The organism is Pseudomonas monachiensis, assembly GCF_047345015.1.
GTDB classification, from domain to species: domain Bacteria; phylum Pseudomonadota; class Gammaproteobacteria; order Pseudomonadales; family Pseudomonadaceae; genus Aquipseudomonas; species Aquipseudomonas monachiensis.
Window position 1 is genome coordinate 2,653,406 of record NZ_CP178857.1, and the last position, 23,918, is coordinate 2,677,323.

17 protein-coding genes are annotated in these 23,918 nt (G+C 61.8%); 8 read left to right on the plus strand and 9 right to left on the minus strand.

The window, feature by feature from the left end; genetic code table 11:
• The 3 genes from cobN to ACMDB8_RS11960 all read left to right on the plus strand — a co-directional run bounded on the left by cobN (position 1) and on the right by ACMDB8_RS11960 (position 5,686).
• The gene (cobN, locus tag ACMDB8_RS11950; RefSeq protein ID WP_409078973.1) at positions 1–3,864 is read left to right on the plus strand and encodes a cobaltochelatase subunit CobN; all 3,864 of its coding nucleotides are present in this window, start codon (positions 1–3) and stop codon (positions 3,862–3,864) included.
• 149 nt (positions 3,865–4,013) lie between these two features.
• Positions 4,014–5,021, plus strand: coding sequence for an ATP-binding protein (locus ACMDB8_RS11955; RefSeq protein ID WP_223542773.1), 1,008 nt, complete (start codon positions 4,014–4,016; stop codon positions 5,019–5,021).
• A 119-nt stretch (positions 5,022–5,140) separates the two neighbouring features.
• Complete coding sequence (locus ACMDB8_RS11960) at positions 5,141–5,686, plus strand: vWA domain-containing protein (RefSeq protein WP_409078972.1); 546 nt, start codon at positions 5,141–5,143, stop codon at positions 5,684–5,686.
• Positions 5,687–5,806: 120 nt separating this feature from the next.
• Here the strand turns inward: ACMDB8_RS11960 and ACMDB8_RS11965 are convergent, their stop codons facing one another.
• On the minus strand, positions 5,807–7,030 hold the full coding sequence (locus ACMDB8_RS11965; RefSeq protein ID WP_223542772.1) for an NADH:flavin oxidoreductase/NADH oxidase family protein: 1,224 nt from the start codon (positions 7,028–7,030) through the stop codon (positions 5,807–5,809).
• Between the two features lie 76 nt (positions 7,031–7,106).
• On the opposite strand from ACMDB8_RS11965, the gene ACMDB8_RS11970 reads away from it, so the two are divergent.
• The gene (locus tag ACMDB8_RS11970) at positions 7,107–7,511 is read left to right on the plus strand and encodes a MerR family transcriptional regulator (RefSeq protein WP_223542771.1); all 405 of its coding nucleotides are present in this window, start codon (positions 7,107–7,109) and stop codon (positions 7,509–7,511) included.
• A gap of 84 nt (positions 7,512–7,595) precedes the next feature.
• Here ACMDB8_RS11970 and ACMDB8_RS11975 read toward each other — a convergent pair whose 3' ends face one another.
• From ACMDB8_RS11975 to wecB, 6 genes are all read right to left on the minus strand, one after another.
• Complete coding sequence (locus tag ACMDB8_RS11975; RefSeq protein ID WP_409078971.1) at positions 7,596–8,324, minus strand: hypothetical protein; 729 nt, start codon at positions 8,322–8,324, stop codon at positions 7,596–7,598.
• Positions 8,325–8,508: 184 nt separating this feature from the next.
• A complete protein-coding gene (locus ACMDB8_RS11980) occupies positions 8,509–9,585 on the minus strand; it encodes a GGDEF domain-containing protein (RefSeq protein WP_409078970.1) in 1,077 nt (358 codons plus the stop codon).
• On the minus strand, positions 9,569–10,447 hold the full coding sequence (locus ACMDB8_RS11985) for a DUF4434 family protein (protein WP_223542768.1): 879 nt from the start codon (positions 10,445–10,447) through the stop codon (positions 9,569–9,571). Before ACMDB8_RS11985 ends, ACMDB8_RS11980 begins: the two co-directional genes overlap by 17 nt.
• Positions 10,447–13,611, minus strand: coding sequence for an NfrA family protein (locus ACMDB8_RS11990; RefSeq protein ID WP_409078969.1), 3,165 nt, complete (start codon positions 13,609–13,611; stop codon positions 10,447–10,449). Before ACMDB8_RS11990 ends, ACMDB8_RS11985 begins: the two co-directional genes overlap by 1 nt.
• Positions 13,608–15,782, minus strand: coding sequence for a cyclic di-3',5'-guanylate-activated glycosyltransferase NrfB (nrfB, locus tag ACMDB8_RS11995; protein ID WP_223542766.1), 2,175 nt, complete (start codon positions 15,780–15,782; stop codon positions 13,608–13,610). The genes ACMDB8_RS11990 and nrfB overlap by 4 nt, the downstream gene beginning before the upstream one ends.
• A complete protein-coding gene (gene wecB, locus ACMDB8_RS12000; protein WP_056724417.1) occupies positions 15,779–16,930 on the minus strand; it encodes a non-hydrolyzing UDP-N-acetylglucosamine 2-epimerase in 1,152 nt (383 codons plus the stop codon). The genes nrfB and wecB overlap by 4 nt, the downstream gene beginning before the upstream one ends.
• A 307-nt stretch (positions 16,931–17,237) precedes the next feature.
• On the opposite strand from wecB, the gene ACMDB8_RS12005 reads away from it, so the two are divergent.
• The 4 genes from ACMDB8_RS12005 (at position 17,238) to ACMDB8_RS12020 (ending at position 20,844) form a co-directional block, all read left to right on the plus strand.
• Positions 17,238–17,627 (plus strand): RidA family protein, encoded by a 390-nt coding sequence (locus ACMDB8_RS12005; protein WP_056724419.1) that lies wholly within the window; start codon positions 17,238–17,240, stop codon positions 17,625–17,627.
• Positions 17,628–17,762: 135 nt separating this feature from the next.
• Positions 17,763–18,527, plus strand: coding sequence for an IclR family transcriptional regulator (locus ACMDB8_RS12010; RefSeq protein ID WP_056724421.1), 765 nt, complete (start codon positions 17,763–17,765; stop codon positions 18,525–18,527).
• 39 nt (positions 18,528–18,566) lie between these two features.
• On the plus strand, positions 18,567–19,784 hold the full coding sequence (locus ACMDB8_RS12015) for an amino acid deaminase (protein WP_056724423.1): 1,218 nt from the start codon (positions 18,567–18,569) through the stop codon (positions 19,782–19,784).
• Positions 19,785–19,911: 127 nt separating this feature from the next.
• On the plus strand, positions 19,912–20,844 hold the full coding sequence (locus ACMDB8_RS12020) for a sugar kinase (RefSeq protein ID WP_056724425.1): 933 nt from the start codon (positions 19,912–19,914) through the stop codon (positions 20,842–20,844).
• 142 nt (positions 20,845–20,986) lie between these two features.
• Here ACMDB8_RS12020 and ACMDB8_RS12025 read toward each other — a convergent pair whose 3' ends face one another.
• The gene (locus tag ACMDB8_RS12025) at positions 20,987–21,262 is read right to left on the minus strand and encodes a peptidylprolyl isomerase (protein ID WP_007898282.1); all 276 of its coding nucleotides are present in this window, start codon (positions 21,260–21,262) and stop codon (positions 20,987–20,989) included.
• A gap of 65 nt (positions 21,263–21,327) precedes the next feature.
• Positions 21,328–23,865, minus strand: a complete 2,538-nt coding sequence (locus ACMDB8_RS12030) for a PAS domain-containing hybrid sensor histidine kinase/response regulator (protein WP_056724427.1) — start codon at positions 23,863–23,865, stop codon at positions 21,328–21,330.
• Positions 23,866–23,918: the final 53 nt, after the last annotated feature.

Genomic DNA, 23,918 nt, shown 5'->3' on the forward strand with positions numbered 1-23,918 from the left:
ATGCACCTGCTCAGGACCCAGCCCGGCGGTTTCGTGTCGGATGACAACATTGCCGACCTCGGACAAACCCCCGCCGAACTGGTGGTCCTGTGCAGCGGCGATTCCAGCCTGGCGCTGCTCGCCGAAGCGGCGCAGCAGTTGCCCGACGATTACCCGAGCGTACGCTTGGCCAACCCGATGCAGGTGCAGAACCATGCCTCGGTCGATTTGTACGTCGATGAAGTGCTGCGTCACGCCAGGGTGATCCTGATTTCGCTGCACGGCGGCATCGCCTATTGGCGTTACGGCATCGAGCGCCTGGTCGAACTGTCGCAGCGTGGTGTGCAGGTGATTCTGGTGCCGGGTGATGATCGTCCGGACCCGGAGCTCAGTGACCTGAGCACCGTCGGTGCTGAGGATCGCGACCGGCTCTGGCAGTTTCTGCGCCAGGGCGGCATGGGCAACGCCCTGGATTTCTTCCGCTGCCTGGCCAACCGCTGGCTGGCCCGTGATTACACCTGGGGCGAGCCGCAAACCCTGCCGCGCACGGCGATCTACCATCCGCACAAACACCACGCTGCACTGAGCGACTGGCAAGCCGACTGGCACACCGATCAACCGGTGGCGGCGGTGCTGTTTTACCGATCGCATTTGCAGGCGGCGAACACCGCTTTCATTGATGTTTTTTGCCAGCGCTTGCAGGCGGCGGGGTTGAATCCGTTGCCGATCGCGCTGGCCAGCCTGAAAGAGCCTGGTTGCCTTGGCGTGGTCGAGGACTGGCTGGATGAGGCCAGCGTCTCGGTGATCCTGAACACCACGGGTTTCGCCCAGTCCAGCCCCGAAGCACCCCATCTGCGCCCGTTTCGCCGCAATATTGCGGTGATCCAGGCGATTTGCGCCCAGGACAACGAGCCCGGTTGGCGCGCCAGCGAACAGGGACTTGGCCCTCGTGATCTGGCGATGCATATCGCGTTGCCTGAGCTGGATGGACGCATCATCAGCCGCCCGATCAGTTTCAAGGACCTGGCATGGCGCAGTGAGCGCAGCCAGTCGGATGTTGTTTGCTACCGGCCACAACCGGAGCGCATGGATTTCGTGGCCGAGCTGGCGCGGCGCTGGGTCGATCTGGGACGGGTACCTAATGCGGAAAAACGCATTGCCTTGATTCTCGCCAATTACCCGACCCGCGATGGTCGCATCGGTAATGGCGTCGGTCTCGACACCCCGGCCGCCGCGCTGAATATCCTGCGGGCGCTGCATGCCGAAGGTTATCCGTTACCGGCCCAATTGCCCGACAGTGGCACCGCGCTGATCCAGCAGTTGCTGGGCGGCGTCAGCAACGATCTCGAGACCCTCGACCTGCGTCCGTGCCAGCAAAGCCTGGGAATGGATGACTATCTGGCGATGTTCAACGCACTGCCCGACGCCAACCGTGCGGCGGTGCTCGAACGTTGGGGCGCACCGGAAAGCGACCCGATGTGCCGCAGCGGACGGATGATGATCGCCGGCCTGCGTTTTGGCCTGACCTTCGTCGGCATTCAGCCGGCCCGGGGTTATCAGGTCGACCCGAGCGCGGTGTATCACGACCCGGACCTGGTGCCGCCCCATGGCTACCTGGCGTTCTACTTCTGGTTGCGCAACACCTATGGCGCCCACGGTGTGATCCACGTCGGCAAGCACGGCAACCTTGAATGGCTGCCGGGCAAGGGCGTCGGGCTGTCGGAACATTGCTGGCCAGATGCGTTGCTCGGGCCGCTGCCGAACATCTATCCGTTCATCGTCAACGACCCGGGCGAGGGCGCCCAAGCCAAGCGGCGCACCCAGGCCGTGATCATCGATCACCTGATGCCACCGCTGACCCGCGCCGAAACCTACGGCCCGCTGCGCAACCTTGAGCTGTTGGCCGACGAGTATTACGAAGCGCAGTTGCTCGATCCGCGTCGTGCCCGAGAGTTGCAGCGCGACATCCTGCAACTGGTGCGCGACACCCACATCGACCGTGAACTGCAACTGGACGAACAACTCGACAGCGATGCCGACGCGGCGATCTGGTTGCCGCGACTCGACACTTACCTGTGCGACTTGAAGGAGTCGCAGATCCGCGACGGCCTGCATGTGTTCGGCGAATCGCCCACCGGGCGTTTGCGTATCGACACCTTGCTGGCGTTGTTGCGCATTCCACGGGGCGATGGTCGGGGCGCGCAGTCGAGTCTGCTGCGGGCACTGGCCAAGGCCTTCGGGCTGGGGTTCGATCCACTGGATTGCGCCTTGGCCGAGCCGTGGACTGGGCCGCGCCCCGAGGTTCTTGTGGGTATCAGCGAAGAGACCTGGCGTACGGCGGGTGATACCCGCGAACGCCTCGAGCTATTCGCCACACGACTGATCTCGGACGTTTTGAATAGCCCCTGTGGGAGCGGGCTTGCTCGCGAAAGCGGTGGCTCAATCGACATCAATGTTGAATGCTCAACCGATTCGTCGGAACACCGCCCGGAGACAAGCCCGCTCCCACAAAAGGCGGGCTGGACTGAAGTGCAAGCCATCATCGACAACCTGCGTGAGGTGGTCGCCCCGCGTCTGGACGCCTGCGGTCCGGCGGAAATGCGCGGATTGCTCGATGCCCTGAGCGGTCGCTTCGTCCCGGCCGGTCCCAGCGGCGCGCCGAGTCGTGGTCGCCTGGACGTGCTGCCCACCGGTCGCAACTTCTATTCGGTGGACGTGCGCAACCTGCCGACCACCACGGCGTGGCGTATCGGGTTCCAGTCGGCCAACCTGATCCTCGAACGGCACCTGCAAGACCATGGCGATCATTTGCGCCAGCTCGGTTTGTCGGTGTGGGGCACCGCGACCATGCGCACCGGCGGCGATGACATCGCCCAGGCCATGGCGCTGATGGGGGTGCGTCCGGTGTGGGCCACCGGCAGCCAGCGGGTCGATGATTTCGAGATTCTGCCGTTGAGTTTGCTCGACCGTCCGCGGGTGGACGTGACCTTGCGCGTGTCCGGTTTCTTCCGCGATGCCTTTGCCAATCTGATTCGCTTGTTCGACGCGGCGGTGCAAGCGGTGGCCGACCTCGATGAGCCGGATGACCTCAACCCGTTGGCGGCCAAGGTACGCGCCGAACGCGCAGCCTTGCTGCAGTCAGGGCTCGATGAAGTGGCTGCGCGGCGTCAGGCCGGCTGGCGGATTTTCGGGGCCAAACCCGGTGCCTACGGCGCGGGAGTGCAGGGCGCCATCGACGGTCGCCTGTGGCAGAGCCGCGAGGACCTGGCCGAGGTCTACCTCAACTGGGGCGGCTACGCTTACGGCGGGTCCGACGAAGGCACCGCCGCCCGCGAACAGTTCAGCCAGCGCCTGAGCCAGGTACAGGCGGTGCTGCAAAACCAGGATAACCGCGAGCACGATCTGCTCGACTCCAACGATTACTACCAGTTCCAGGGCGGCATGCTCGCGGCGGTGGAAAGCCTGAAAGGCGAGGCGGCGGCCAGCTATTATGGCGACCACAGCCAGCCGGACCTGCCGAAGATTCGCACCCTGAAGGAAGAGCTGAACCGGGTGATCCGCTCCCGGGCGGCCAATCCGAAGTGGCTCGAAGGCGTCAAGCGTCACGGCTACAAAGGTGCCTTCGAGATGGCCGCGACGGTCGACAACCTGTTCGCCTTCGATGCCACGACGCAGTTGATCGACGATCACCAGTACGCGTTGCTGGCCGATGCCTACTTGCTCGACCCGGACACCCGGGATTTTGTCCGTGAACACAACCCCCATGCCTTGCGCGACATGACCGAGCGCATGCTCGAGGCGCAACAACGGGGGATGTGGAAGGAGCCCGGCGAGTACCGCGAGGCGCTGGAAAATCTGTTGCTGGATATAGAAGAAGACGGCTAACACGCTTAAACCTGTGGGAGCGAGCTTGCTCGCGATAGCGGTCTATCAGGCAACATTTTTTTCGACTGAACAATTGCCATCGCGAGCAAGCTCGCTCCCACAGGGATTGGGGCGCCAGTGAGATCACCGACCATGACCGAGATAAAACAATGACCGACACCCCGCATTTCCCGCTCTCCGCCGTGGTCGGCGCCGACGATTTGAAGCTGGCCCTGTACCTGACCGCCATCGACCCGAAAATCGGCGGCGTGCTGATCGAAGGCCCGCGGGGCATGGCCAAGTCGACCCTGGCCCGTGGTCTGGCGGACCTGCTGGCCAGCGGTCAGTTCGTCACCTTGCCGCTGGGCGCCACCGAGGAACGCCTGGTCGGCACCCTCGATCTCGATGCGGCGCTGGGCGAAGGTCGCGCACAGTTTTCCCCCGGTGTATTGGCCAAGGCTGACGGTGGCGTGCTCTACGTCGACGAGGTCAACCTGTTGCCCGATCACCTCGTTGACCTGCTGCTCGATGTGGCCGCCAGCGGCACCAATCTGGTGGAGCGTGACGGTATTTCCCATCGGCATTCGGCGAAGTTCGTGCTGATTGGCACCATGAACCCGGAAGAGGGCGAACTGCGTCCGCAATTGCTGGACCGTTTCGGCTTGAATGTCGCCCTTGGTGGCCACACCGCGCCGGTCGAGCGCGGTCAGATCATCCGCCGTCGCCTGGATTTCGACAGCGATCCGCAAGGTTTCTGCGCCGAATGGGAGTCCGCGCAGGCGTCTTTGCGCGAACGTTGCCAGAACGCACGCAACGCGCTGACAAACATTGCCCTCGACGATCAGGCGCTGGCGCACATCACCGAGCGCTGCTTTGCCGCCGGCGTCGATGGTTTGCGCGCCGACCTGGTCTGGCTGCGCGCCGCCCGGGCGCACGCCGCCTGGCGTGGGGCGAACGCCATCGCCGAGGAAGATATCGACGCCGTGGCCGAGTTTGCCTTGCGCCATCGTCGTCGCGAGCATTCACCGCCGGCGCCTCAGCCATCCCAGGCTGCGCAACCCTCGGCGCCGCAGAACACCAACCCGAGCGAAGGGCAGGGCCAGTGGGGCGAGTTGCCTGCCCAGGCGCTGGCGGTCGGCGCACGACGTGAAGTGCCGAGCTGGCCAAAAAAGCCCTAGGCATTCGCCTTCGCCGCGACGCGGGGGCGAATGCCAGACCCCGGGCCGGGCGGCTGGACCACGGCAAACAGGGCAAGCGTCATGCAGCCCCCAACGGCTCGGTCAACTGGCCTGGCACATTGCTCAATGGCCGACCGCGTCAGTGCGAAGACCTGTTGTTTCACCTGCGCACTCGCTCGCCCCATGAACTGTGGCTGGTGATCGTTGATGCCTCCGCATCGACCCGCCGTCATCAGGCATTGAGCGATGCCAAGGGATTGCTGGCACAGCTGTTCGACGATGCCTATCGCCAGCGCGCCCGACTGGCTTTGCTCACGGCCAGCGGTGCAGTACCGAAGTGGCAGGTGCAGGGATTGAAGGCCTCGACCGGGTTGCGCCAGTGGCTCGAGGGTCTTGGTGCCGGTGGTGGTACGCCGTTGCTGGCGGCATTGGGCGAAGCCGGTCGATGGCTCGCCGCACGGCAAAAGCGTTTTCCGGCGGAGCAACAGCGGTTGCTGCTGGTGACCGATGGCCGGCTCAAGGACTGGTCGTTGTTGCCCGTGCTGGAGTGCCCGGGGCTGTTGATCGACATCGAGCGCGGGCCGATCCGGCTTGGGCGCAGCAGGGTGTTGGCGGCGCAGTTGCAGGCCGAGTATCGGCACATTGACGAGCTGCTTCCTGGCTGAGATCTGTCGTGCCTGGACTGGCCTCTTCGCGAGCAAGCCCGCTCCCACATTTGGAATGCGTTCCCCTGTGGGAGCGGGCTTGCTCGCGAAAGCGGTGGGTCAGTCACCATCCATTTCGGATCACTTACCCATCGCCTGCCGATACTGCCGGGTGCGCTTGCCAATGTATAACCGGTCGAGAATCAACGCCCATAGCGCCGAGACTTCAGGTCGGGTTTTGCGCCCACGGCTCAAGCGATGCAGCTGGAACTTGACCACCGCCATGCTCGCCAGCGCCACCAGGGGCTTGCGCTTCCAGCGGATTGGCGGCAGTTGCGGATGGCTGTCCTGGCCTTCGCGCCAGTGCTTGACCAAGTGCGGCTCAACGGCCAGCGCGGTGCCGATGCCGGCCATGGCAAGGCCGCTGTCGAGCACGTGTTCGACGATCGCCAAACGGCGGATCCCGCCAGTCACCATCACGGGCATGCGCGCCACGCTGGCCAGTTCACCGGCCATTTCCAGAAAGTACGCCTCCCGTGCCAGGGTCCGGCCGTCGCGCGCTTCGCCTTGCATGGCCGGTGCCTCGTAACTGCCGCCGGAGAGTTCCAGCAGGTCGATCGCTTGTTCGTTCAGCCACTGGATCACTTGCCGCGCATCCTCGGCATCGAAACCACCGCGCTGGAAATCCGCCGAATTGAGTTTTACCGACACGCAAAATTGCGGCGACACCGCCTGGCGAACTGCCTCGACAACGGACAACAGCAGGCGCGCACGGTTTTCCAGGGAGCCACCCCACTGATCGGTGCGCCGATTGGTGAGCGGCGAAAGGAACTGGCTGAGCAGGTAGCCGTGGGCGGCGTGGATCTGCACACCGGTAAAACCGGCTTTCTCGGCCAGTGCGGCGCTGCTGGCGAAGCGTCGGATCACCTCTTGGATGTCGTCCTCGGTCATGGGCTTGGGTTCGGCGAACATCTTCGAGAATTGGCCCAGATCCAGCGCAACCGCCGACGGTGCCAGGGCTTGCTGGCCGAGGTTGGCCATGGTCTGGCGGCCAGGGTGGTTGAGCTGCACCCAGAAGTGCGCACCGCCGGCCCGGCCGACGCTAGCCCACTGGCGGAAGCGCTCCAGGTGGCGCTCGTCTTCCAGTGCTACACCACCGGGGCCGGTCATGGCGCGGCGGTCGATCATCACATTACCGGTCAGCAACAAGCCGGCCTCGCCCTCGGCCCAGGCCTGATACAGGCGAAACAGCGCTTCATCGGGCACTTGCTCGGTATTGGCGAGGTTCTCTTCCATCGCGGCTTTGGCAATGCGATTGCCGATGGTCTGGCCGTTGGGCAAATTCAACGCTTGAAAGGGCGACATGCTTGACTCCTCGTAGTGATGAGCAGAGGCTAAGCTTAAAGTTAACTTTAATGTCAAGCAGGTAAACGAGGTCGCAATGAAGATTGGTGAATTGGCGCAGTTGAGCGGGTTGACCGCATCGCGAATTCGTTTTTACGAGTCTCAGGGGTTGATCCGCCAGGTCGAGCGCTCATCCAACGGTTATCGACGTTACTCGCAACAGGCGCTGCAAACCCTGCAAATCATCCAGTGCGCGCAGCAAGCGGGTTTCAGCCTGGAAGAACTCAGACAATTACTGCCGGATAATGTGACGGGCGCGTTCAAGCATGATGAGTTGATGGCCGGCCTGCACCGCAAGATCGAGCAGATCGAAGAGATGCAACGGCACCTGGCCCATAGCAAGGCGCAGTTGCTGGGCTGGATCGACACCATCCAGGCCCGGCCCGAAGGCATGAGCTGCGATGAAAATGCCGAGCGGGTGATGACGTCATTCAAGCACTAGATCATCGTGACACAGGAACCGGATTGCGCATCGGCGTACCGGCCCTGCGTGCGCCCGACGGTGAACACATTGTTCGTGGGATTTTTACTGTTGAGCGGGCAAAACAGTTTGAGTGACTGGGTAGGCAAAAGACTCAGTGTTATCGATAGTCGCAATAACGGTCTGCTCATGTCCCGGCTTTATGTAATCAGGAACGCTTTGTAAAAAGCTGATGTAACGGTCTGTCTTCCAGCGAGTTGTATCTAAACCCACGAGAAGCGGGTGCAAGGTAGCCCCAGTATAATATTCCCCAGGTGAAACAGAGAAAATGGTGGTAATGGAGGTTTTGATTGGAAAAAAGATCGCGCCGGGATAAGTGCCACATAACGGAAAGTTTGGAGTTCCCAGGGAACATTTTGACGGTGGCTCCTGGCCGACTACCAGTTTGGTGGGCGGTGAGCTGATACCGTTTACAAACACCGAAAATGAAATACCCTTGCCTGGCAGGTTCTGAAGATTCAATTGAGACATCGTGAAGTTATCGTTGGCCAGCGTGGAAACCTGCTTCAAAATGGCGCCATCACTGGTTACCGCCGTTACCATGAACGGGCCAGTAGTCGTGGCCCCAACGATAGTGCCCGAGATGGAGGTGGCACTTTTTGAAAGCGGTGTCGTGACACAAACTTCAGGGCCATTCTGGCCGATGTACTTTCCATTGACCAAGCTGCTGCACTCTTCACTGACCGTGGAAACAGTCGCGTCCGGATCAACGTTACAACCTGTTAAACCCATTCCCAGCGTCGCGCAAAAAAACAAAGTTTTCGCCGTATTCATGTCTGATTCCTTTGGAGTCGAAAGTGAGATACGTGCCAGTATTTCCTCGCATACTCCGAAGCGTCTACTGTCATAGTTGACAGTGGCAATCAGGTTTGTAGGGTTTAAACTTATCGTTTCTAGATGGTGCGCCTCGCTCGGTTACCAATGAGGGCGCACTGTGCAGCGGGTGGGATAGATAACTTTATTGATGAAAAGTATACCGATCTTTCCCGGTATGTTTTGACTCATACAAGGCCGCATCGGCCTTGATCAGCGCCTGGTTCAGTGTGTCCCCGTCGAGTACCCGGGCCAGGCCGATGCTGATGGTCACCGGGTGTCGAGTGGGTTGCTCGCGCACCACCCGACACAGTTCACCGGCCAGCGTCTCGACGTCTTCGCGGCGAACCCCGGCCAGGTAAATCGCGAACTCCTCGCCACCCAATCGCGCATATTCGTAGTGAGCCATCACCGACTTGATGTCCTGCGCAATGCGCTTGAGCACCTCATCGCCAATGTCGTGGCCGTAGACGTCGTTAACCTTCTTGAAGTTGTCGATGTCGATCATCGCCAGGTAGTGGTCGGTTTCCCGCGGCACGTTGTTCAATTGCAGGTTGGCGCGTGTCATGAACGAACGGCGATTGGGGATTTCGGTGAGCGTGTCGATGTAGGCCTGGTCCAGCAGCAGCTTGGACATTATGAAGTTGTAGAGCTTGGCCTTGCGCAGTGTCAGGAAGCTGTAGATGGTCAGGCCGCCGATAAATGTCGTGTAACTGAGGGCCATCACGCCCCCTAGTTCAAACTGTTCGATACCGGTGTGGTAGAAGGGGTTGAGAAACCACCAGGTCACCCATTGCGCGGCAAAGAATGACCAGCGGCTCAGCGGCAACACCGAAGCCGTGAACAGAGTGGTCGAGGCCGCCAGCAACAGCCAGGCCGGTTGGTGGTCGTTGCCCAGGCCTTCGATGAGCAGCCGCGTGCCGAAGGCAATGGTGAGCACAAACAGCAGGTTGAGTTTCTGGAAGTGCCGGGCGTCGCGGATGAACAGCAGAGTGATGAGGAGAGTCGCGAAGACACCGAAAAACACCAGCGAACGCCAGGTGAATGGCTGCCCGCCGATGAAACTCAGGATCAGGTCGTAAGCAATCCAGACCACGATACTGGCGATGTAGATCAGCACGCAAAAGGTGTGCAGCCGTTCGAATTCATGCTGGAGAAACTCGGCCCTGAGCTCAGTCGGCGCCGATTTTTTCAGCACTTCTTCTTCAATGGTTTTGTACATCGCCGACCTTGCCGTTGTGCTGGTTGTCGAGAATCACCTTGCCCCAGGGGCGGTAGCGCAGGGAGAAAACCGATGTCGGGTGGCAACCCGGCGAAGAGGTTTGCGGGGCCATCGCTTCGGCACGGAAGGGTTGCCCGGCAGCGCTGACTTGCCGGAAGGCTTCCCTGACAATGCCGATGGAGCAGGGCAGTGCATTGGCGTAGCCATTGCGAATCAAGGGTGGCAAGCGTCCAGTGCCGGCACCGTCCTGCCACCACACCTGGATTCCGGCGTTCGCCAATTCTCCTAGCCATTGGCCATTTACTTGCGGCGCGAGTTTGCCGACGTTGAACACACTGATGTGCAATGGCGCATCGAGTTTGGCGGAAAAGTCCTTGAGCTGGCGTTGCAACCTTTGCCGGCGATCCAGTGCTAGAAAGTGCAGGTCATCCAGTTCCATGGGCAGATACCAGCCGCTGACCGGGAGTTTCCAGTCCTTGCGCAGCTTCTGCTGCCGGGCCAGCGACTGCCCCAGTTGCGTCTGCCAGTACGTTGCCAGCCCGGCACTGTCCAGCTCATTGATGCGGTGGTAATAGGCCGGGTCCATGTACAGGCCCAGCACCAGTTTCAGGCCCTGGGCCTGGGCCTGCTTCAGGCTGCCGGCGAGCCAGCCATCGGCGCCGCCGAAGTCCGAATCGCCGTAGGCCGTCCACTGCACGATCACCGTGTGCACACCCTCGCGGGCGCTGTCCTGCCAGATCCGCTGCCATTGCGCCTGGCTCAGGTTGGCATCGACATTGAGTGGTTGATAGAAAATCCGCTCGTCGGCATGGGTCGCCGTGGTGCCCAGCAGCAGGCACAAAGTCAAAAGAAGTCGCTTCATCAGAAATTCAACTCCACGCCCAGCAGCACGCCGTTACCGCCGTCATACAGATTGCCGCCCAACGCTTGTTGATACTCGGTGCGTACTGTCAGGTGCGCGCGATAGGCGTTGTATATGTCATCGTCGAACCACCATTGCCAACGCAGGCCCAGACCGGTGCGCAGGTCCTGGCGCCAGTCGTTGCTCGGGTCCTGGCTGGCGAATTCGAGGAAACCGTACGGCATGATCGTTTGTGCGCCGTTGAACGGCAGTTTCCAGGTGTGACCTTGCTGGAAGCGCGACAGCCATTGATGGTCGCCGGCCTTGGTCCACCACGCCGCGTCGAGGTAGAGGAAGCGCTCCTCCCAATCGCTTTCATCGACCCGCCAATCGTTGCGGAATCGACCCTGATCAAGGAACGACGCCGTTGTCCGCAGCAGGTAGTCGGTGGTGGTGTGGCCATCATCGCGGTGATCCTCGGCCTGATCGGATACCTTGTCGGGGACCAGCATCTGGCCGAGGCTCAGGCCATGGTTGTCCTGGTCATCGAACTGGCTTTGTTTGTAGATCTCGCCATAGAAGTTGATGTTGGCGGTGCCCCAGGGCTTGTAGCGCAGGCCGACGCCGGTGCCCAGGGATTCGGCATAGCTCGAGCGGCCCACGCCGCCAAGCAACACGCGGCCATAGACCGACAGCGTGCTGCCGGCGCGGCTGGGTTCATCGCCCAATGCGTGGTCCCACATGGCCAGTTGGACGTTCTGCGAACTGGAGCGTCGCTGCGTGCCGGTGCTCTGGTCAGGGCGCACGAAGTCGTTGGTCGATATCCCGGCCGGCGACCAGGTACTGGCGATGGTGACTGAGTCGCGACGGGACAGGCTTTCGTGAGCACGACGCTGGCGATAGCGCCGCGCTTCCATGCTGCCATCCTCGTCATCGGCGGCCACCGGGTTCTGCTCCAGGTCGATCACGCGTTCCAGTTCCTTGCGCGCCGAGGCGCTGTCTTCGACCTCGTCATAACGCCAGGCCAGTGTTTCGCCGAGGCGATAGTCTTCCGGGAAGTCCTGGGTGGCGCGTTGCAGGTACGGGATGGAACTGGCGCGTGCTGCCTTGGTCTCGGCACCGGCCAGGCGTACGCCGTAGTCGGCACGATAACGGGGGTTGTTCGGCTCGCGGCGCACCGCTTCGGCAAGCCATTCGGTACTTTGCTGCAGGTCGCCGGCCTTTTGCGCCGTGACCGAAGCCGCGTAGTAATGCTCGGCATCCGGTACCAGCTGCAGGGCGGAACGCTGGCGTTGCAGCGCGAGCGCGTGATCGCCCCGGGCATCGGCAATCGCCGCGCCCAACGTCCACTCATTGGCGCCACGGGTACGGCTTAGTTGCCAGTAGCGTTCGGCCGTTTGCGTGTCGCCGATATTCAGGGCGCCGCGGCTGGCAGTGAGGCGGGCATTGTCGCTGAGTTCGGCGTCCGGAATGCTGCGCCAGATGGCCAGGGCACCGGCCGAGTCTCCGGACGCTTCCAGGGCGTAGGCGAGTGGCAGGCGAGTGTTCGGGTCACCCATTTTTTCGGCGGTCTGGTAGTACACCACCGCTTCGCCGGGGCGCTCGGGCATTGCACAGCGGCCGAGGGCGCGGTAGTCGCCTGCGACTTGCGGGTGATCGCCAATCGCCTGTTGAACCGCGCCACACTGGCCGTTTTCCGCCAGTTGCGCCAGCAGCTGCCCGCGAGTGGCGGGGTCGACGCGGTTGAGCAACGAAACGATGCGTTGCTGTTGTGCCGCGGTTGGTGTCGATGCGGCATACAACCCCGCCAATCGTTGCAGCAGGGGCGTCGGCAGCTTGCCGCCATGGCGGTCGAAGGCGCTTTCGAGCAACTGTTGCGCATGTTCCCGCTGGCCGGCTTTGAGCGCCAGGTAGGTCGCCTGATTCAGCGAGTTGAGGTTGCCGGTCTGCTGGTAGTGCCGCTCCCAGAATGCCGCCGCTTCGGTATCGTGATCCGATGCCTGGAGCAGTTCAGCGCGACGCTTGACCACGTCGGCGGTCTGCGGCTGGCTGGCGAGGTAGGCCATGACTTTGTCGTTGCGGCCTTCATCCCGCCAGACGTCGAGCAGCTGTTCGCGGCGTTGCGTGTCCCAGGGTTCCGGCAGACGGGTCGCTTGCAGCAGGTCGGTGGCTTGCAGGCGCTGGGCGAGGACCAGCCATGCTTGCGGATTTTCATCAGGCTGGCAACTTTTCAACTGGGTCAGCGCCGCTTGCGGATCACGACGTGACAGCCAGTCGGCGGTCTCCAGGCACGGCCGCTGCAACTCACCACTCAAGCGTTGTACCGTGGCGCTGTCGCCGGTTTGCCGCGCCAGTTCCCACAGGCGCTGGCGTTGCGCCGGATCGGCAAGATCGGCGGGCGGCAGCGATTGCATCCAGCGCTGCGCCTGCTGGACCTGGCCCATGGCAATCGCCCGGTCGACCATGGCCAGTCGGGTCTTGCGCGCGGCTTCCGCGCTTGGCGCCGTTTGCAGCAGTTGCTGCAAGGGTTGCTCGTCGAGGCGTTGCACGTAGGCGTTGGCCAGGCGTTGCCAGCTTTGGGCATCGAGTTGTTGTTTCGCGGCCAGGGGCGCCAGCTCCTTGATGGTGCTATCCCAATCGTGCAACTGCTCGGACCAGTTGGCCCGGGCCTGTTGCAGCGCTTGCTCATCACCCTTGGCTGGCAGTTGGGCCAGCCAGTCATGGGCCGAGGCCGCGCCACCGCGCTTGGCCAGGCTCGCACTGTAGGCCTGCCACAGGCGCACGCGATGCTCGATATTGCTGGAGGCGATCCATTGCTCCACCTGTTTTCTGTCTGGCGGATCCTGTTCGATCCAGGCCAGGCGCAGGTTGAGCAGGGCTTCGCTGTTGGCCGGGGTATCCTGCAGCGCTTGCACGGCGTCTTCGTAGCGTTGCTGCTTGACCAGCGATTGCACCAGCAGCGCCCGTGCTTCATCGTTTCCTGGTACTTGACCCAGCAGGTGACGCATCAGCCGTTCGACTTCCTTCCAGTTGCCGTTTTTCGCTTCGCGGTAACTGCGGTCCATATAGGGGTAACTGCGGAACTGATCGAAATCGGTCAGGGGTTCGGCTTGCACCCACGCCGGCGTGGTCAGGCAGAGCAACAGGCTACCGGCCATCAGGGTCTGGCGATGGACAGGCTTCATGCGGCCTCCCGGGCAATGCAGTAGGCAGCGTGCTGCTCACTCGCCTGATCGACCAAGGCCTGTTCGAGAATTTCCTGTGTGATCATGCCGCGTTCAATCAAGTGTTCACCTAAAGACATTTTTTCCGCATCGAAATCGATCAGTGCCTGATTGAACAGGGTTGGCGGCACCATGCCGCGTACTTGCAACAGATTGCCCAGCAACACCTGGTGATGGCTGACGCGCTCGATCAGGTCTTCGTCGTCCTGATTTTTTTCCAGCACCTCAAGCATCTGATGTACTTCTTCGCTTTGACGAGGGCTGGCGTACCAATAGCGGATCCCCAGTGTCACCCGGCCTTGCGGTGCAAGGCGGCAACGCACCTTGCGTTTCAGTTGACGGCTGATGGCTCCCAGGGACACCTGGCTCACCGGACCTTCGGAGGCCAGTACCAGGGTTTCGTTTTCCTCGCCGACCGGCAGCACGCCGTAGTGTGTGGCGATTTTGCGCGGCACCGCGTCGATCAGGCGTTTGTCGAGCTTGAACGGATTGAGTGGCGCCCATTCCAGGTCCAGTTGCTCGGCCAGGGCCTGCACCAGTTGCGTGGTGTCGATGTGCCCGCGCAGCAGCAACTCCTGACCCAGGCGTCGGCGCACCGGGTTGGTGATCGCGGCTTCGAGTTGATCTTCAGAAAGCAGGCCTTTTTCCACCAGTCGATGTCCCAGCGGGGTGCGCTGGGCCTCGGCCAGGGCCGGAAACTCATGGGTGGTCTTGTCCCAGGCGACGCGACGCGAATCGCCCATTTCCATCACCTGGCGCAAGGCCCGAAGGTTGGCGAAGAAATTGACGAAATTGCTCCACACCATCCGGGGGGCCGACAGCAGTCCTTCGCCCAGTCCGTAAAAACGGGTGACAAACCAACCGCGCTGGAATAGCCGATTGAGCAGCATGAAGCCATTGAGCCAGAGCAGGCCCGCCAACAACGTGCTGTCAGAGAGGATCGAGGGGAACCGCCAGGCGTTCGGTGCGATTACTGTGACCAGCCACATCGCCAGCAACACCACCAGCAGTATGTTCACCAGGAAGCTCAACAGGTACGCAATCAGGCCACGGCGGTCGCGCCACAGAAAATAATTGAGCAGGCCTTTGCTGCTCCAGCCCAGATTCTTGGTGCCCTGGAACACAATGCCGACGATCCAGCGCGACTTCTGCCGGATCGCGTACTGCAAGTCCCGGGGAAAGTGCTCGCGCACGCAGATCACCTGGGAAAAGGCGCGATCCATGCCGAACACCCAGGGTTGTTCCAGTGCCAGTTTCGGATCGGTTACCGAATAGCGGGCAAAGATGCACTTCATGCCTTTTTGCTTGAGGCGGAAACCGATGTCGTAGTCTTCGGTCAGGCTCTGCACGTCGAAAGCGATACCGTCACCGTCCTCGAGCAGGGCACTGATGGCCTTACGGCTGAAGCAGGTGCCGACCCCGGCGCTGGGCACTTGCCCGGTCAGTGCTTCACGCACGATGACGTCCTTGCCATGGTTTTCGGCGAACTCGTCGACGTAGTGCCCGGCGGTGAAGCCATTCCATTGCGGCGCGTAGGGATAGACCGGAATCTGGATCAGGTCCTTGGCCGGCAGCAGGTAGTTGAACAGGCGCAACTCCATCGGCGAAATCACGTCCTCGGCATCGTGCAGGATGAAGCCGGCGAACTGGATCTTTGCGTCGTTTTCAAAGCGCAGGATGGCGTCGATCACGTTGTTCAGGCAGTCGGCCTTGCTGGTCGGGCCGGGGCGTGCGCACACCACTTTGTGCACATTGGGATAATGCCGGCACACTGCATCGACGTCGGCCTGGGTCTCGGCGTCGTTGGGGTAGGTGCCGACGAAAATCTGATAGTTCTCGTAGTCGATGGTCGAGGCGGCCAGGCGCGCCATTTCACCGACCACACCGACTTCGTTCCACGCCGGCACCATGATCGCCAGGGGTTTTTCGCCGATGGAGTACAGCCGTTGCTCATCGGCGCGATCGAATTTTTCATAGATCCGCCAGCGCCGGATCAGTTTGCGGGTCCAGTACACCAGGTCTATGAACAGGTCATCGAGCCCGAGCAGGAACATCAGCAGGGCTAGCGTAATCGCGAGGTATTTGAGTCCGAACAACACATAGGCAAAGAGGTCGACAAACACCAGGCTCATACGGCTTTACCCGCTGTACGGTGTTTGAGCCATACGCCGAGTCGATTGGCGATGCGTTCACTGGCGTGCCCGTCGCCATAAGGGCTGTGGACCCGGCTCATGCGCTCGAAAGTGGCCTCATCATCGAACAGCAGGCTCGACTCATTGACGATGCGGTCGGTATCGGTGCCCACCAGCACCACCGTTCCGCCTTCGAGCGCCGTTGGCCGCTCCGTGACATCGCGCAGCACCAACAACGGCTTGCCAATGGCCGGGGCTTCCTCCTGGATGCCGCCGGAGTCGGTGAGAATGAAATAAGCGCGGTCCATCAGCCAGACGAAGTGCTGGTAATCCTGCGGCGCCACCAGATAGATATTGGGTTTGTCCGAGAGGACGCTGTAGACCGCCTTTTGCACCTGCGGATTGAGGTGCACCGGGTAGACGAATTGCACGTCGGGATAACGTTCGGCGAGGATGGCCAGGGCCTGGCAGATGTTGCGAAAACCGCCGCCGAAGTTCTCCCGGCGATGCCCGGTGATCAGCACCATGCGCCGGTTGTCGTCGAGCACGGCCAGCGGCGAATCGGCGGCCGGGTGCCAGTGGACTTCCTGTTGGTGTTTGCGCATCCATACCAGCGCGTCGATCACCGTGTTACCGGTGACTTCGATGTTGGCCTTGGACACACCTTCGCGCAGCAGGTTGTCCTGGTTGATGAGGGTCGGTGCGAAATGCAGGTCGGCGATGACGCCGGTCAGGTGTCGGTTGGCTTCCTCCGGCCAGGGTGCGCGCAAGTTGCCGGTACGCAACCCCGCCTCGACGTGGCCGATGGGTATCTGGCGATTGAAGGCGGCGAGGGCGGCAATGAAGCTGGTGGTGGTATCGCCGTGCACCAGCACGATATCCGGATGCACCCGCTCGTAGGCTTTGTCGAGATGCCCCAGCAATTGTTCGGAGAGACCGTTGAGGGTCTGGCCCTGGGTCATCACCTGCAAGTCCTCATCAACCGTCAGTTCGAACGAGTCGAGGACCTGCTTGAGCATTTCCCGGTGCTGGCCCGTGGAGCAGATGTTCAGGGTGATACCCGGCCAATTGCGCAGAACCCGTGCCAATGGGGCCATCTTGATGGCCTCCGGACGCGTACCGAAAACCATCATGACTTTAAAAGACATCAACCCTCCTGGGACCGCGCACGCCGATTACGTCGCGGCTGCTAAAACCGGTTATTTCCTGGACATAGAATAAAGCAGCCGGATGGGCGGTTGTCCAATGAAGCTGCTCTGAGTCGCGGGTTTTGCTTCGAATGGGTTCATGAGCAGCCAATTGAGAACCTGATACCCATTGCTCTGATTGAAAACAAATTCCAATCTCCCTCACATTCCCTCCACATCCTGTGGCAAACTTTCTGCTCTCTATTCCGTTGTTGCACACCTAGTTCCGGTATAGCGGAATAAACACTTCCAGTCAGGAGAAACACTCATGAGCATTACTCGTTACGGCACCGGCAGCACCGCCGCTGGCGGTCAGCCTCGTCCATTCGCCCGCGCTGTCGAAGCCGATGGCTGGCTGCACGTGTCTGGCCAGGTGCCGGCGCTGGATGGCGAGATCATTGTCGGTGGCATCGTCGAGCAGACTCACCAGGCCATGAAGAACCTGATCGCGATTCTCGAAGAGGCAGGTTTCGGCCTGGAAGACGTGGTGCGTGCCGGCGTGTGGCTGGAGGATCCACGGGATTTCACGAGTTTCAACAAGGTCTTCTCCGAGTACTTCAAGCCCGAACACGCACCAGCGCGGGCCTGCGTGCAGGCGAACATGATGGTCGACTGCAAGGTCGAGATTGACTGCATTGCGTACAAGAAGAAGGCTTGAGTCCGCGGTTGCTCTTGTAGGAGCTGCCGAAGGCTGCGATCTTCTGGCGTTTTTTGATGGGTGCAGCCAAGACAGAATCAAAAGATCGCAGCCTGCGGCAGCTCCTACGGGCGACTATGAATGGGAACCACTGAAATGACCGAAGACACCATCAAGCGCCGGGCACGCGGGCTGGACCGGGCGTTCGATATCCTCGATTTCCTCAAGGAGATCGGCCAGCCCCTGCGTCCGAATGACATCGCCAACGGCATCGGCAGCCCCAAATCCACGGTCTACGAACTGGTGGCCTCGCTGCTGGAGCGACGGATCCTGGAACCGGTGGGCAAGGACGGTCATGTCTACCTCGGTCGCCAGTTGTACTTTCTCGGGCAGGCACACCTGCGGCATTTCGACCTGACCCGCGAGGCCGATCACGCCTTGCAGGACATCGTCAGCCAGACCGGTGAAACGGCGCAGATGTGCCTGCTCAACGGGCGCAAGTACACCGTCGCGCTGATGAAGGAGGGGGAGCGGCATTTCCGCATTTCCTCGGACATCGGCGAAAACGCGCCCATCCCCTGGACCGCATCCGGGCGCCTGTTGCTGGCGCACCTGAGCGACCAGGCTATCGTCGACCTGATCGACCACGACGACTTCATCCTGCCCAATGGCGATCGCCTGGAACTTGCGCAGTTTCTCAAGGAAATCCGTCAGGCCGGTATCGATGGTTTCTTTTCCTTCGATAGCGTGGCCGATACTTTTACCCATTGCTTCGCCGCCCCGGTCAAAGACCCCGACGGCGTGGCCATCGCGACCCTGTGCATCGTCGCCCCACGGGCCGATGCCAAGAACAACTACAACGACTACCGCCGGGTGCTGATCGCAAGCGCCAACAGCCTGGCCCGTCGCATCAACGAATAACAGCGGCTACCTGCGGCCGCGTGAACGAGGAGTTCGACCATGTCTTCTGTCCCCAATACTGCCGCCGTGGAAAAAGGCACCGCGCCCAAGGGCGCCAGCCTGGTGCGTGACGTCAGCTTGCCTGCGCTGGTACTGCACCGCGATGCGCTGGAACACAACATTCGCTGGATGCAGGCGTTCGTCAGCGACAGCGGCGCGGAACTGGCGCCCCATGGCAAAACCAGCATGACCCCGGCGTTGTTCCGTCGCCAACTGGACGCCGGTGCCTGGGGTATCACCCTGGCAAGCGCCACGCAAACCCGGGCGGCCTACGCCCATGGGGTACGCCGGGTGCTGATGGCCAACCAGTTGGTCGGCACGCCGAACATGGCATTGATCGCCGACCTGCTGGCCGACCCGACGTTCGACTTCTATTGCATGGTCGATCACCCGGACAACGTCGCCGACCTCGGCGCTTATTTCGCCTCCCGTGGTGTGCGCCTGAACGTCATGATCGAATACGGTGTGGTGGGTGGACGTTGCGGTTGCCGCAGCGAGCAGCAAGTGCTGGATCTGGCCAAGGCCATCGGCGCACAACCGGCGCTGGCCCTGACCGGGATCGAAGGCTACGAAGGCGTGATCCATGGCGATCACGCGGTGACCGGCATTCGTGATTTCGCCGAGTCACTGGTGCGTCTGGCGGTGCAATTGCAGGACAGCGCAGCCTTCGCCATTGCCAAGCCGATCATCACTGCATCGGGTTCGGCCTGGTATGACCTGATTGCCGAGTCCTTTGAAGCACAGAACGCCGCCGGGCGCTTCCTCAGCGTACTGCGTCCCGGCAGCTACGTGGCTCATGACCATGGCATCTACAAGGAAGCGCAGTGTTGCGTGCTCGACCGTCGCAGCGACCTGCACGAGGGCCTGCGTCCGGCGCTGGAAGTGTGGGCGCATGTGCAGTCGCTGCCGGAGCCGGGGTTTGCGGTGATTGCCCTGGGCAAGCGCGACGTGGCCTACGACGCCGGTTTGCCGGTGCCATTGCTGCGTTACAAGGCAGGCACCGTGCCGGCCAAGGGCGATGATGTGGGCGCCTGCAAAGTGACCGCGGTGATGGACCAGCATGCGTTCATGACCGTGGCGCCGGGGGTTGATCTGCGGGTGGGCGACATCATTTCGTTTGGTACCTCGCACCCGTGCCTGACGTTCGATAAATGGCGTGTTGGCTGCCTGGTGGATGAGCAACTGAACGTTATCGAGACCATGGAAACCTGTTTCTAAGACTGAAACCCGCGGCGCGGCTTTCACGAGCAATCCCGCTCCTACAGGGTTTGTGTACACCGAAGATCCAATGTGGGAGCGGGCTTGCTCGCGAAGAGGCTCTACCAGACAAAAGAGAAATCCGCGTATGAACACCATCAACACCCTGGGCCCCCATACTCCACGCATCGCCCTGATCGGCGAATGCATGATCGAGTTGCAGCATCGCGCCGACGGCAGCCTGCAACAAAGTTTCGGCGGCGACACCTTGAATACGGCGGTGTACCTGTCCCGGGAACTGGCAGAGGACGGCTGCGTGGACTACGTCACCGCCCTGGGCGATGACAGTTTCAGCGACGCGATGTGCCAGGGCTGGGCGGCGGAAAACATCGGCCTCACCATGGTTCAGCGCCTGCCCGGACGCCTGCCGGGCTTGTATTGCATCCAGACTGACGCCGCCGGTGAGCGACGTTTTCTGTACTGGCGCAATGAAGCGGCCGTCCGCGATTGCTTCACCACCCCGGCCGCCGCGCCGATCCTCGCGGCGCTGCCGGATTACGACGTGCTGTATTTCAGCGGCATCACCCTGGCGGTACTCGGCGCGCAAGGTCGGGAAAAACTGCTGGAAACCCTGATCGAAGCCCGCCAGCGCGATGCGCGGATCGTGTTCGACAACAACTACCGGCCACGGCTGTGGGCATCGGTCGAGGATGCACAAGCGGCGTATCGCTGCGTGCTGTCACATGTCGACCTGGCGTTGCTGACGGTGGAGGACGAACAGGCGTTGTTCGGTTATGCCGATTGTGACGCGGTGTTTGCCGCGTATGCGCAGATCGGTACGCCGGAAGTCGTGCTCAAGCGCGGTGCCCAGGCGTGCCTGATTCGTTGTGATGGTGAGTCATTCGAGGTGCCGGCGCAGAAGGTCGAGCGGGTGGTGGACACCACGGCGGCGGGGGATTCGTTCAGCGCGGCGTATCTGGCTTCGCGGCTCAAGGGCGGGAGTCCTGCGGACGCCGCCGAGGCCGGGCATCGGCTGGCGAGCCGGGTGATTCAGGTGCCGGGGGCGCTGATTCCGAAGTAAGAGGTGAATGGCCGCTGGCTGCGCCAACGGATCGCGAGCAAGCTCGCTCCCACAGGGATTAGTGAGTTGCAATAGATAGCAGCCACACCGACTACCTCTGTGGGAGCGAGCTTGCTCGCGATGGGGGCCGAAAGCCAACCACTCAATCCCGGTAAAACACCTGCACCAGGTGATACCCGAACTTGCTCTTGATCGGCCCATGCACCACCCGCAGGGGCTTCTTGAAGATCACCGCATCGATCACGCCGACCATCTGCCCCGGCCGCACCTCACCGAGATCGCCGCCGCGCTTGCCCGATGGGCAGGTCGAATACTTCTTGGCCAGCACATCGAACGCTTCACCCTTGGCGATACGTTGTTTGAGCTGCTCGGCTTCTTCCGAGGTTTTCACCAGAATATGGCGGGCTTGAGCTTTCATTGGCGGTACCTTGCAACGGTGGTGGCTATGTGGGTGGCAGCGGGCGCGCGCGATTATGCCTCAACTCAGTCCGGTTGACTGATCATCGTGCGAATCTTGTTGGCCAGCAGGTCGATGGAAAACGGCTTGGCCACCATGTCCATGCCTTCTTCGAGGAAACCCTGGCGCTCGGCGGCGATCTCGGCGTAACCGGTCATGAACAGCACTTTCAGTTCAGGACGATGCTGGCGGGCGATTTCCGCCAGTTGGCGGCCGTTCATGCCCGGTAAGCCAACGTCGGTCACCAGCAGGTCCACCCGCAGGTCCGACTCCAGCAGCGGCAGGGCGCCCTTGGCATCTTCGGCTTCATGGGCGCGGTAACCGAGCTCCTTGAGCAGGTCCAGCACCAGCATGCGCACCGCCGCATCGTCCTCGACCAGCATCACGGTTTCGCCGGCAATCGCCGCCGGTGCCTCGCTGATGACAGGCGACAAAACCTGTTCCGGTTCGGTTGAATGCAGGCGCGGCAGGTACAAGCGCACGCTGGTGCCCCGTCCGGGCAGGCTGAACAGGTTGACGTGGCCCCCCGTTTGCTGGGCAAAACCGTAAATCATCGACAAGCCCAGACCGGTGCCCTGGCCGATGGGCTTGGTGGTGAAGAACGGGTCGAATGCCTTGGCCAGCACCGAGGGCGTCATGCCGGTGCCGTTGTCGCTGACGGCAATCATCACGTAGTCGCCGGCCTTGACCGGTTCCAGGGTCGTGATGTCGCTGCCGTCGAGGTACACATTGGCGGTTTCAATCTGCAACTGGCCGCCATCGGGCATGGCGTCCCGGGCATTGATCACCAGGTTGAGCAAGGCGTTTTCCAGCTGGCTGACATCGGTGCTGACCCGCCAGATGTTCTCGGCCAGTTGCAGGTTGAGCTCGATGTGGTCGCCCTTGGTACGACTGAACAAGTCTACGAGCGAGTGAATCAAGTCGTTGGGGTTCAGCGGCTTGCGGTTGAGCGACTGACGTCGGGAAAACGCCAGCAGGCGATGGGTGAGGGCGGCGGCACGGTTGGCCGAGGACACGGCCGCTTCGGTGAATCGGCCGATCTCGCTGGTGCGGCCGTCGGCAATGTAGCGTTGCATCAGGTCGAGGCTGCCGATGATGCCGGTGAGCATGTTGTTGAAGTCATGGGCGATGCCGCCGGTAAGCTGGCCGACCGCTTCCATTTTCTGCGCATGGCGCAAGGCCTCTTCGGCACGCTCGCGCTCGAACATCTCGCTCTGCAAACGCTCGTTGGCCTCGGCCAATTGGCGGGTGCGGGCGGCAACCCGTTCTTCAAGGGTTTCGTTGAGGTTGCGCAGGGCTTCTTCGGTCTTTTTGCGTTCGGTTTCGTCGATCACGAAGATGTAGAAACCGTTCACCGCGCCATCCGCGCCGTGGCGTGGCAGGTAATTCATCAAGGCCTGGCGGATGCTGCCGTCGCGGTGCGGCGTGCTGATGCTGAAGCAGCAAGGCCGGCCGGACAGTGCCTCAGTGATGTACGGGGCGCGCAGTGCATAGGCTTGTTCGCCAATCACTTCAAGAATGGTCCGCCCGTAAAGCTCTTGCGGCGTCAGCCCATACCAGTCCAGGTACGCCGCATTGTTCAGGCGAAAGCGTTCTTCACGGTCGACGTAGCTGATCAGGATCGGCATGGCGTTGATGATCAGTTGCAGCTCGGTCTGGCTCTGGCGCAGGGCCTGTTCGGTGTGTTTGCGCTCGGTCAGGTCCAGCGCCGCGCCGAGGAAACGCATCGGCCGGCCATGGTGATCCTTGTAGCAGCGTCCGCGGGCGAATACCCAGCGCATCTGGCCGTCGGTTTGCAGCAGGCGATATTCCTCGGCGTATTCGCTGCCTTGGGTGATGCAATGCTTGATGCTGCGGGCGATCAGGGCACGGTCTTCGGGGTGTACGCCGTGCAGGTACTGACTGATCGGCAACTGACTGGCCATGGCCGGGTCGATGCCGTGCAACTGGGCAAAATGCGCATCGGCGATGAAACGGTCCTCGCTGATGTCCCAGTCCCAGGTGCCGACCGCATCGGTGGCGGCAAGGGCCAGTTGCAGGCGTTCCTCGGTTTCACGCTGGGCCTTGAGGCTGGCCGCCGAGCGCTGTTCGAGTTCGAGGGCGATGCGCCGGCGTTCGTTGGTTTCAATGGCGGTGACCAGGATCCCGGCCACTTCGGCACTTTCGTCGCGGATCGGGCTGTAGGTCAGGTCGAGCCAGAAGTCCGACTCCCGGTCCCCGCGTTGCAGGGTAAAGCGCTGCTCACTGTAGGTTCGCACCTGACCTTGCAAGACGGCGTTGTAGATCGGGTCGGTAAAGTCTTGCAACTCTGGCCAGATCAGGTGCGTCGGTTGTCCGAAAGCGTGTGGATGCTTGCTCCCGGCGAGCAGGGCGAAGCCGTCATTGTAGATCTGCGTCAGTTGCGGGCCCCATAGCAACAGCATCGGCATCGGTGAGTGAATGACGATGTCCACGGCGGTTCGCAGGCTTTGTGGCCAAGTGCTGGCAGCGCCCAGCGGGCTGCTGGCCCAGTCGATTCGGGCGATCAAGGCCTGGGCATCGCTGGCGGTTGGTGTTGCGTTCATCAAAGAGTCCTGCACGTGAGTCGCTTTGGCTGACGTCTATTCTTGCACAGGTG